Origin of the sequence: Streptomyces sp. NPDC046939, assembly GCF_040644575.1 — a bacterium.
Lineage (GTDB): Bacteria > Actinomycetota > Actinomycetes > Streptomycetales > Streptomycetaceae > Streptomyces.
Window position 1 is genome coordinate 36,075 of sequence record NZ_JBEYWV010000038.1, and the last position, 9,482, is coordinate 45,556.

Consider the following 9,482-nt stretch of genomic DNA (forward strand, 5'->3'; position numbering starts at 1 on the left):
TTTTTTGTGGACCGTTCACCGGGCGCCTTCCGCGTCCCCGGCCTCGGCGACCGAATGCCCCGCAACGGCGGTGTTACGACACGCAGTTGGCTGACGGGCGCTCAACTTGCGCGCGGCAAACGTCACTTGGGGTGCTCGATCGGTGTCGTCGATCATGGAACGCACCGGTCGGGGCAGACGTCGATCAAGAAATCGGTGACAAGACGCAGGAGGCCCAGTGCCGATACGGAAAACCAGGAGCGCCGCGGTCCGCGCCCAGGCCGCGGGCCATCCGCGGGCCACGGACCGGCTCTTCGGACCGCTCGTCGCCCTCGCCCTGATCGGCGCCCTGGTCTGCGCCGCCGTCCTGCTCTTCGTGCGGTTCGCCGCGTGGGCGGGGGCGCATCCGCTGCCCGCCACGCTCCTGGCCCTGCTCGCCGTCCCCGTCCTCTATGTCGTCTTCCGCGCCATGCCGCGCACCCGTGAACTGCGCCGCGCCGCGCGGGCGGGCGCCGCCCAGGCCGACCGCGAACTGGCCGAGGCCGCCCTGACCGCGCAGAGCACGGCCGCCCCGGCGGAGGACCGGGACACCGTGCGGCTGCGGTCCGAGGCGGCGGTCGCGCCCGCGCGGGACGGTCTCACCGCCGTACTCCCGGAGCCCGCGCCCGACTTCACGGCCCTCGACCCCGACGGCTTCGAGGCGGCCGTGGCGGCGCTGTGCGAACGGGACGGCTGCACGGACGTGCAGGTCGTGGGCGGCGCGGGCGATCTGGGCGCCGACGTCCTCGCCACCGCGCCCGACGGCCGCCGCGTCGTCGTGCAGTGCAAGCAGTACGGGCCCACGAACAAGGTCGGCTCGCAGGACCTCCAGCGCTTCGGCGGCACCTGCTGGTCGGTGCACGGGGCGCAGCTCGCCGTGGTGGTGACGACCAGTGAGTTCACCGCGCCGGCCACCGAGTACGCGGAGGGGTGCGGCATCCGCTGCGTCGACGGCGCGGCGCTCACCGCGTGGGCGGACGGCTCCGGTCCGACGCCGTGGGGCCCGACGCCGGTGTGGGCGGGGCCCGAACAGGCCGGGCAGGTCTGAATCCGGCCGCGGCGGACATCCGGACCCCATGTCAGAACAGCGGAGCGCACCAGCGGAGCGCGAGGAAGCGTACGGCCCCTCCCCCGAGGTGGAGGAAGCGGCACCCGACAAACCCACCGATCTGTCCGGGCACGCCTGGGGCCAGGTGCTGCGGCACAGTCTGCGCGAGTTCCAGAAGGAGGAGCTGGCGGACCGGGCGGCGGGCCTGACGTACTACGCCGTCCTCTCCCTCTTCCCCGCCCTGCTGGTCCTCGTGTCGCTGCTCGGCGTGGTCGGCAGGTCCGCCACGCAGAAGGTGCTCGACAACGTGGAGACGCTGGCCCCCGGCGCCGCGCGGGAGATCCTGACCCGCGCGGTCGAGCAGTTGCAGGGGCGCGCGGGCACCGGCTCGGTCATGGCCGTCGTCGGCCTTCTGCTGGCCGTCTGGTCGGCCTCCGGCTACGTGGGCGCGTTCATGCGGACGGCCAACCAGATCTACCACGTGCCCGAGGGGCGTCCGCTGTGGAAAATTCTGCCGCTGCGCCTCGGCATCACGCTCGCGCTGATGCTGCTCGCCACGCTCAGCGCGCTCGTCGTGGTCTTCACCGGCGGCATCGCGCGCCGCGTCGGCTCCGTGTTCGGGGTCGGGGACACCGCGCTGACCGTGTGGTCGATAGCCAAGTGGCCGTTGCTCGCGCTGCTGTTGGTGCTGATGATCGCCCTGCTGTACTGGGCCGCGCCCAACGTGAAGGGGCGCGGCTGGCTCTGGGTCACGCCGGGCGGCTTCCTCGCCCTGTTCGTCTGGCTGGTGGCCTCGGCGGGGTTCACGCTGTACGCGGCCGGGTTCGCCTCGTACAACAAGACCTACGGCACCATGGCCGGCGTCATCGTCTTCCTCGTGTGGCTGTGGCTGAGCAGTCTGGCGATCCTCCTCGGCCTGGAGTTCGACGCGGAGATCGCGCGGCAGCGGGCCATCAGCGGCGGCCGCTCCAGCGACGAGGAGCTGTTCGTCGAGCCGCGCGACACCAGCGCGTGGGACGAGGACGACGTCCAGCAGGTGCGGTCGCCTGTGTCCCGGCCCGGTTAGCGGGTAACCGACCGCAAGGAATCCGACGGCATCCGGGAGGCGTCATGGCAGGCATCCTCAACCGCATCAAGCAGTACAGCCGCTCCCCGCAGGGGCAGCGGGCCATCGCGTCGGCGCGGCGTGCCGCCGCCGATCCGCGCAAGCGGGAGCAGGCGCGCCAGCTGCTCGGCAGGCTGCGCCGTCGCTGAGCGCGCGGCGACACGCCGTGTCGGCCGAAGAGTTGCGCTGCTCACAGGGTTGACCGGCGTCGGCGGGCGGATCGGGGGCACTCGGGTGCCGCCGCACACCGGGCGGCACATCCCGAGCCGATACGCGAGGAGCGCAGATGACCCCCCGTAGCCCGCACCGGCCCCTTGTCGGCCGGACCGCCCTCGTCCCCCTGCCGCCCGAGTTCGAGGCGGACGCCGGCGCGGAGCTCGAAGCCGCCTGCTGCTCCGTCTGGTTCGTGTCCCGCAGCGCGGAGCACGAGGTGACCTGTTCGACACGGGCCACGCGAGCGAGCGTGGCCTGAAGAGGCATGTCCGGGCCGATCCCGGGCAGACGAGACTCCGTCGACCCCACCGGACAACAGAACAAGGAGCGTTTCGTGCTGAATCCCGATCCGATGTTCATCCGGACCCTTCTGAGCCGCTACGCCGATGTGCAGTTGCGCTTCTCGGAGCGTCCGACGCAGGAACTGCAGTGGCAGCTCGACGACGTCACGTACACGCTCTGCGTGAGCACCGGGACCCGGACCGTGCGCGAAGCGCTGATGGCGGCCGACGCCGTTCTGGAGCGCGCTGCCGCGGCGCGCTCCGGCGACGAGTCACAGGCTGCCTGACCCATCGGGTGCAGCGGGCAGCCGCAGTTCGGCGGTGATCGTCTTGCCGCCGTCCCCCACGTCGACCGTGACGCGCGAGCTGAGCCGCTGCACCACCAGCCAGCCGAACCCGCCCGGCACCTTCGGCTCCGAGGGCGTGCGCCGGGGCACTTCCACGCTGCGGTCGCTCACGCTCATCCAGAGGCGGTCCCCGTGCAGGCCGACGTCGAAGGCGGTAGTGCCGCCCGCGTGCCGGATCGCGTTGGACGTCAGCTCGGTGGCCACGAGGAGCGCGTCGTCGTGCAGTCGCCGCGCCTGCTCCAGCGGGAGTCCGCAGCACACTCCCAGCAGGACCCAGCTCACCTCCGCCCGCGCCTGCGCACACGTCGTGCGCTCGGGGGCGGGTGTCCCGGGAGCACTCATCAAGACGTGGTCCTCTCTCTGTACACGTGCAAAGAAAGCACGTCATCGCCGTTTCCCTGTCGCTCCATTCCGCTTGCCCAGCACCGCTATCCGCACACCCGCGCGGTGGGGCCACTCCCACGGGGCGCGTTCACACCCGTGAAAACCCGCTTCACCAGGGGTTTTTCGCGGGACACGGGTATCGAAGAACACACTCGTCCCGTTCCTGTCAGGCCCGGGCATATGACAGGGTCGTGCCATGGTCAGTAACAGCGAGAGCATCGAACTCACCCTGCGGGAGCGGGTGGCCGTCGTCACGTTGCGCCATGACATCGACCTGGAGGACGTGGACGACGTCACGGCCGTCCTCGCGCGCGCACGCACCGACACCGGGACCGACGCCACCCTGCTCGACCTGAGTGAACTCGACTTCGCCGACAGCACCCTGCTCAACATCGTCCTGCGGTCGAAGGCCGAGCACGACGAGGCGCGGCGGCCCTTCGTCCCCGCGGTCGCCGGGGGCAGCGCCATCGAGCGGCTGTTCGACATCACGGGCGTCGCCGACGTGCTCGGGACGGCCGGTTCCCGCGAGGAGGCGCTGCGGCGCATCGAGGCGCTCACCGCTTGATCGATCTACGGACGGGTAACAGAGCGGCATGTCCACCGACACCGCCCCCTCCCCGCACGGCTACGCACAGCCCGCCGTCGACGTCCGCGCCCTCACCGCGCTCCTCGACGGCGAGTACGCCGAGATCCGTGATCTGGTCCGCGCCAACCTGGTGACGTACGCCTCCGTCCTCGACGAGGCCGAGACCCTCGACATCGACGCGTACCGCGAACGCGTCCGCGAACTCGTCGTCGAGATGGCCGCGACCGGCCAGACCGGCATGGGCTTCCCCGAGGAGTACGGGGGCGGCGGCTCCATCGGCGCCTCGATCGCCGCGTTCGAGACGCTGGCGTTCGGTGATCTGTCGGTCCTGGTCAAGGTGGGCGTGCAGTTCGGCCTCTTCGGTGGCGCCCTCCTCCAGCTGGGCACGAAGCGCCACCACGACGCCTACCTCCCCGACCTGATCACCGGGAAGCTGATGGGCTGCTTCGCGATGACGGAGACCGGTCACGGCTCCAACGTCCAGGCGCTCGCCACCACCGCCGTCTACGACCCCGCGACCGAGGAGTTCGTCCTCACCACCCCGGACGACCGGGCGCGCAAGGACTACATCGGCAACGCCGCCCGCCACGCCGAACTCGCGGTCGTCTTCGCTCAATTGGAGGTGGCCGGCGCCTCCCACGGCGTGCACGCCTTCGTCGTACCCGTCCGGGTCGACGGCGCGCCCGCGCCCGGCGTCCGGATCGAGGACGACGGCCGCAAGATGGGCCTCAACGGCGTCGACAACGGCCGCATCTGGTTCGACGGCGTACGGGTGCCGCGCGAGGCCCTGCTCAACCGGTTCGCCGACGTCACGCCCGACGGCGTCTACGAGAGCCCGATCGAGAACCCGGGCCGCCGCTTCTTCACCATGCTGGGCACGCTCGTCCAGGGGCGGGTCAGCGTGGGCGGCGGCGCGATCAACGCGGCCAAGGTCGCGCTCGCCATCGCCCTCACGTACGCCGAGCGGCGCCGCCAGTTCAGGGCCGCCTCCGACGAGGAGGAGCAGGTCCTCCTCGACTACGGGCTCCACCAGCGCCGCCTGCTGCCGCTCCTCGCCCGCACCTACGCGCTGCACTTCGCGCAGGACGTCGTCCGCACACAACTGCACGACGTGTTCTCCGGCCACACGGACGACGAGCGCAGCCGGCGGGAGCTGGAGTCACGGGCGGCGGGCACCAAGGCGCTCGGCACCTGGCACGCCACCCGGACGATCCAGGAGTGCCGCGAGGCGTGCGGCGGCGCCGGGTACCTCGCCGTCAACCGGTTCGCCGCGCTCAAGGCCGACAGCGACATCTTCACGACGTTCGAGGGCGACAACCACGTCCTGCTCCAGCTCGTCGCGAAGGGCCTGCTCACCGGCTACGCGCACGAGTTCGGGGACATGGACCAGCGGGAGATGGTCCGCTACGTCACCGGGCTGGCCGTCGAGACGGTCATCGAGAAGACCTCCGCCCACAAGCTCCTGGAGCGCGTACGGGACCTGCTGCCCGGCGGCGACGCCTGGGACCAGGAGGCGGGCCTGCTCGACTCCGAGTACCACCTGGCCATGCTGCGCTTCCGCGAGGAGCACATGCTGGCCGGCGCGGCCCGCCGCCTGAAGCGCGGCATGGCCGGCGAGGCGAGCCCCGGCACGGTCTTCTCACAGGTGCAGGACCATGTCATCGCGGTGGCCCACGCCCACGTCGAGCGCCTCGTCCTGGAGGCGTTCGTGGAGAAGGTGGCCGCCATGCCCGACGGTGACAACAAGGTGGCGCTCGGTCTGCTCCGCGACCTCTTCGCCCTGACGACGATCGAGTCGGACCGGGCCTGGTTCATGGAGCACGGCCGTCTGACGGGCCAGCGCTCCAAGGCCATCACCCGCGAGATCAACGACCTGTGCCGCAAGCTCCGCCCCCTGGCCCAGGACCTGGTCGAAGCCTGGGGCATCCCGCCGGAGATGCTGCGGGCACCGGACCTCGTGGGGCCGGACGCCTAGCTCACCGGGCCACACAACGCGAAGGGCGGCCGAGCCTCTCCGGCTCCGCCGCCCTGTCCTTTCGTGCGCCTTCCTCAGTCGAGGTAGTGCGCCCGGCCCTGCTCGTCCAGGCCCACCGCGCCCTCCCCCTCCGGGATGACGCAGAACTCGTTGCCCTCGGGGTCGGACATCACCAGGAAGCCCGCCTCGTCGTACGCGTGGAGGCGACGGCCGCCCAGCGCCTCGATACGGGACTGCTCCGCGACCGGGTCGGCGCAGGCGAGGTCCAGGTGGAGGCGGTTCTTGCCCGGCCCGGGGGCCTCGCCCCGCTGGATGCCGACACCGATCCCGTTCTCGCGGCGCAGCCAGACGTAGGGGCCGGTGCGGCCGACGACGGGCCTGCCGAGCACCTCGGACCAGAAGGCGGCGAGGCGCTCGGGGTCGGCGGCGTCGATGATCAGGCAGTTGATCTCCAGGCCCGCCATGGTGGTCAGCCCGCCCCGGGCAGCGACACCGCGAGGACCCCGTCCTCCTCGACGCGCGTCTCGAAGCACGGCTGCGGCGCGGTCGCGGGGCCCCGCTCCACCGCGCCGTCGGCGAGCCGGAAGACGCTGCCGTGCCAGGGGCACGTCACGCAGCCGTCGGAGACGTCCCCGTCGGAGAGCGGGCCCGACAGATGGCTGCACCGGTCCGCGAGGACGTCGACCTCGCCGTCCTCGCGGCGCACCACCAGGAGCGGCACCTCACCGAGCATCCAGCGCACCGGCTTGCCCGGGGTGAGGTCGGCGACCGGGCCGAGCCGGTGCCAGCCGGGCTCGACCAGGTGCGGCACGGGCTCCGTCTTGTTGGCGCCCGCGGCCTGCCGGTAGGCGAGGTGGCCGCCGATGAAGCCGCCGACGCTCGCGCACGCCAGTCCGGCGAGGCCGAGCGCCCGGCCGCGCAGGGGGTGGCGTCCGCGCGCCACGAACGAGGCCCCGTACAGCGTGACGGCGGTGGCGTTGGCGGCGGCGTGGACCAGCCCGGTGCGCATCTGCTGCTCGTGCTGCTCGGCCCAGTCCGCCCAGCCGGCGAGCGCGGCGGGCAGCGCCGCCGCGGTGCCGAGCCCCACGAGGAGGCGGGCGGGGCGCCGGGCGCCGGGCACGTAGTCCAGGACCGCCGACGACAGCCAGGCCCCCATCGGCACCTGCACCATCAGCGGGTGGAGCGGATGGCCCATCGGGCGGCCGTGGAGGACGTCGCGCAGGGCGCCGAGCGGCAGCGCCCGTACGGCCTTCTGCACGGGCGTGACGACGCGGTCCAGGGATTCGGCGTTCTCGACCTTGTCGAGGGCGTCGAGACAGGAACGGAGCAGGCGCGGTACGCGCACGCTCCGGGGCACGGTCGGCGTCCGGGCGCCGCTGGCAGTGGTCATGGCTGGCGATTCTCCTGTCGGTCGGGGGTCGGGGCCCGTAGGTCGGGGGCGGTGAGCGGCGGGTGTACCGCAACGGCCCACACAGGAGAGAGGGCGCGACCGGTGGCCGGTCGCGCCCTCTCTCCTGCGGGTGCCCGCGAGATGGGCGCCGCGCGCGGCATCACGCCGACTTCGCGGCCTCCTTCTCGGTGGTGGCACCGGCCGTGGTGAGCGTGCCGCCCGCCGTCTCCAGGTGGGCGCGCACGAACCACTGGAACTGCTCCAGGTCGCGCAACTGCTCGATCAGCAGGTCCTCGGTGGCGGGGTCGATCTCGCCGACCGTCTTGACCGCGCCGCGCAGGTCCTCGATGAGACCCGTGTAGACGATGTCGAGGGCGCCGAGGTGCGCGATGGCGTCGGCGCGGCCGACGCTGTAGTCCTCCCACTTGCGGGCGGCGACGAGGGCGCCCGGGGTGCCCTGCGCGACACCGCCGAGGGCGGCGAGACGCTCGGCGACGTCGTCGGCCATGTCACGGACGCGGTCGACCTGCGGGTCGAGCATCTCGTGCACGGCGATGAAGTGCGGACCGACCACGTTCCAGTGGACGTGCTTCAGCGTCAGGTGCAGGTCGTTCAGGCTGTGCAGGCGCTCCTGAAGGACCTCGATGACCGAGGCTGCGTCCTTCACCGTGATGCCAGGGACGGTGTAGCGGGGGGTGGTGGTCTTGGAAGTCAACGTCCAGCCTCCTGTCTTTACCGGTTTGTGCTGTTTCGTTACCCCGTTTCTCCGGCTTAACCCCACGTTTTCGATGAACCGCCCCCGGTCCGCTCACAGACCGGGGGCGACGGGGGGCCGTACCGGCCGGGGCTGTCAGGCGTCGGTCAGCAGCCCGGCGCGCAGCTTGGCGAGGACGCGCGAGATCAGCCGGGAGACGTGCATCTGGGAGTAGCCCAGCTCGTCGGCGATCTGCTGCTGGGTGCGCTCCTCGACGAAGCGCAGATGGATGATGGTGCGCTCGCGGTCGTCGAGGCCCGCGATGAGCGGAGCCAGCGCGTGGAAGTTCTCGACCAGCTCGAAGCGGTCCTCGTCGAAGCCGATGAAATCGGCCAGCATCGTGTCGGACTCGTCGTCCTTGCCGCTCACGGCGGCGTCGAGGGACACGCTGTTGTAGCCGTTGGACGCCATCTGGGCCTGCGCGACCTCGGCGGGCTCCAGTTGCATCAGCTCGGCCAGCTCGGCGGTGGAGGGCGAGCGGCCGAGGCGGGTGCGCAGCTCCTCGGTGGCGCGGGAGAGTTCGAGGCGGGCCTCCTGGAGGCGGCGCGGCACGTGCACGGCCCAGGAGGTGTCGCGGAAGAACCGCTTGATCTCACCGGTGATGTACGGCACGGCGAAGGAGGTGAACTCCACCTCACGGGTCAGCTCGAACCGGTCGATCGCCTTGATCAGCCCGATCGTGCCGACCTGGACGATGTCCTCCATCTCCTGCTGACCGCGGTGACGGAAGCGCGAGGCCGCGTACCGCACCAGGGAGAGGTTCATCTCAATGAGGCAGTTGCGCACGTAGCTGTACTCGGGCGTGCCCTCCTCCAGCTCGGCGAGCCGGTCGAAGAACCTTCTGCCGACCTCTCGCGCGTCCTTGGGCGCGAGGGAGGCCGGGTCCGCATAGGCGCGCCCGATCAGCTCCTCCTCGGCCGCCGAGGCCGGTGCCAGGGTCTGGTCCTGCGCCGTCACGGTGTTCATGTGTCCGCCCCTTCTCGTGTGTCGCGCCGGCCGCGTCCGCGGTTCCGGCACACCTCTCTTCGCCGCACATGCGTATTTTTCGCACATGTGCCGGCGAATCCTCGCGGACCCCCGGAGGTGTCTTCGCGCGGTGTGTCAGTGATGGCCGTGCGCACTCGCCGAGGCGCCGCCGAAGAGTCGCGCGACGGCCCGGAACGGAAGCGTGACGACGGTGGCGATGGCGCCGCCGATCGAGCGCAGTACATCAGCGATGGCCTTGAACATGGCGGTTCCTCTCTCGTCGTGGTCTCTTTGGTGAGCCCGGTCGCGGCACGGGGCTCCCGTGCCGTCCGGGCGGCCACTGCACTGGGTGTCCTGCGAGCCGCTTCTCAAACCCGCCTGCCCCAGCTCTCGCGCACAATGCGGTCGGCGGCGG

At 71.7% G+C, this 9,482-nt stretch carries 13 protein-coding genes; 7 read left to right on the forward strand and 6 right to left on the reverse strand.

Annotated elements, in window-relative coordinates; genetic code table 11:
- The first annotated feature begins 316 nt into the window (after window positions 1-316).
- The 5 genes from ABZ877_RS32680 (at window position 317) to ABZ877_RS32700 (ending at window position 2,952) form a co-directional block, all read left to right on the forward strand.
- Window positions 317-1,066, forward strand: coding sequence for a restriction endonuclease (locus ABZ877_RS32680; RefSeq protein WP_361078933.1), 750 nt, complete (start codon window positions 317-319; stop codon window positions 1,064-1,066).
- 28 nt (window positions 1,067-1,094) lie between these two features.
- The gene (locus ABZ877_RS32685) at window positions 1,095-2,132 is read left to right on the forward strand and encodes a YihY/virulence factor BrkB family protein (RefSeq protein WP_361078753.1); all 1,038 of its coding nucleotides are present in this window, start codon (window positions 1,095-1,097) and stop codon (window positions 2,130-2,132) included.
- Window positions 2,133-2,176: 44 nt separating this feature from the next.
- On the forward strand, window positions 2,177-2,320 hold the full coding sequence (locus ABZ877_RS32690) for a hypothetical protein (RefSeq protein WP_361078756.1): 144 nt from the start codon (window positions 2,177-2,179) through the stop codon (window positions 2,318-2,320).
- 137 nt (window positions 2,321-2,457) lie between these two features.
- Entirely contained in the window at window positions 2,458-2,643 is a 186-nt protein-coding gene (locus tag ABZ877_RS32695) for a hypothetical protein (protein ID WP_361078759.1), read from the forward strand.
- A 75-nt stretch (window positions 2,644-2,718) separates the two neighbouring features.
- Window positions 2,719-2,952: a DUF5133 domain-containing protein gene (locus ABZ877_RS32700; protein WP_361078762.1), complete on the forward strand. Its 234-nt coding sequence runs from the start codon at window positions 2,719-2,721 to the stop codon at window positions 2,950-2,952.
- Here the strand turns inward: ABZ877_RS32700 and ABZ877_RS32705 are convergent.
- Complete coding sequence (locus tag ABZ877_RS32705) at window positions 2,938-3,354, reverse strand: ATP-binding protein (RefSeq protein WP_361078765.1); 417 nt, start codon at window positions 3,352-3,354, stop codon at window positions 2,938-2,940. The two genes, ABZ877_RS32700 and ABZ877_RS32705, sit on opposite strands and share 15 nt — an antisense overlap.
- 238 nt (window positions 3,355-3,592) lie before the next feature.
- Here ABZ877_RS32705 and ABZ877_RS32710 point away from each other — a divergent pair, with 238 nt between their 5' ends.
- Both ABZ877_RS32710 and ABZ877_RS32715 read left to right on the forward strand, forming a co-directional pair.
- A complete protein-coding gene (locus ABZ877_RS32710) occupies window positions 3,593-3,961 on the forward strand; it encodes an STAS domain-containing protein (RefSeq protein ID WP_361078768.1) in 369 nt (122 codons plus the stop codon).
- 28 nt (window positions 3,962-3,989) lie between these two features.
- Window positions 3,990-5,957: an acyl-CoA dehydrogenase gene (locus ABZ877_RS32715; RefSeq protein ID WP_361078771.1), complete on the forward strand. Its 1,968-nt coding sequence runs from the start codon at window positions 3,990-3,992 to the stop codon at window positions 5,955-5,957.
- A 74-nt stretch (window positions 5,958-6,031) separates the two neighbouring features.
- Here ABZ877_RS32715 and ABZ877_RS32720 read toward each other — a convergent pair whose 3' ends face one another.
- From ABZ877_RS32720 to ABZ877_RS32740, 5 genes are all read right to left on the reverse strand, one after another.
- On the reverse strand, window positions 6,032-6,421 hold the full coding sequence (locus ABZ877_RS32720; RefSeq protein WP_361078774.1) for a VOC family protein: 390 nt from the start codon (window positions 6,419-6,421) through the stop codon (window positions 6,032-6,034).
- Between the two features lie 5 nt (window positions 6,422-6,426).
- Entirely contained in the window at window positions 6,427-7,347 is a 921-nt protein-coding gene (locus ABZ877_RS32725) for a Rieske (2Fe-2S) protein (protein ID WP_361078777.1), read from the reverse strand.
- A 160-nt stretch (window positions 7,348-7,507) separates the two neighbouring features.
- The gene (locus ABZ877_RS32730) at window positions 7,508-8,062 is read right to left on the reverse strand and encodes a DNA starvation/stationary phase protection protein (protein WP_361078780.1); all 555 of its coding nucleotides are present in this window, start codon (window positions 8,060-8,062) and stop codon (window positions 7,508-7,510) included.
- 135 nt (window positions 8,063-8,197) lie between these two features.
- Complete coding sequence (locus ABZ877_RS32735) at window positions 8,198-9,067, reverse strand: SigB/SigF/SigG family RNA polymerase sigma factor (RefSeq protein ID WP_361078783.1); 870 nt, start codon at window positions 9,065-9,067, stop codon at window positions 8,198-8,200.
- 135 nt (window positions 9,068-9,202) lie between these two features.
- Window positions 9,203-9,331 (reverse strand): LPFR motif small protein, encoded by a 129-nt coding sequence (locus tag ABZ877_RS32740; RefSeq protein WP_361078786.1) that lies wholly within the window; start codon window positions 9,329-9,331, stop codon window positions 9,203-9,205.
- Window positions 9,332-9,482: the final 151 nt, after the last annotated feature.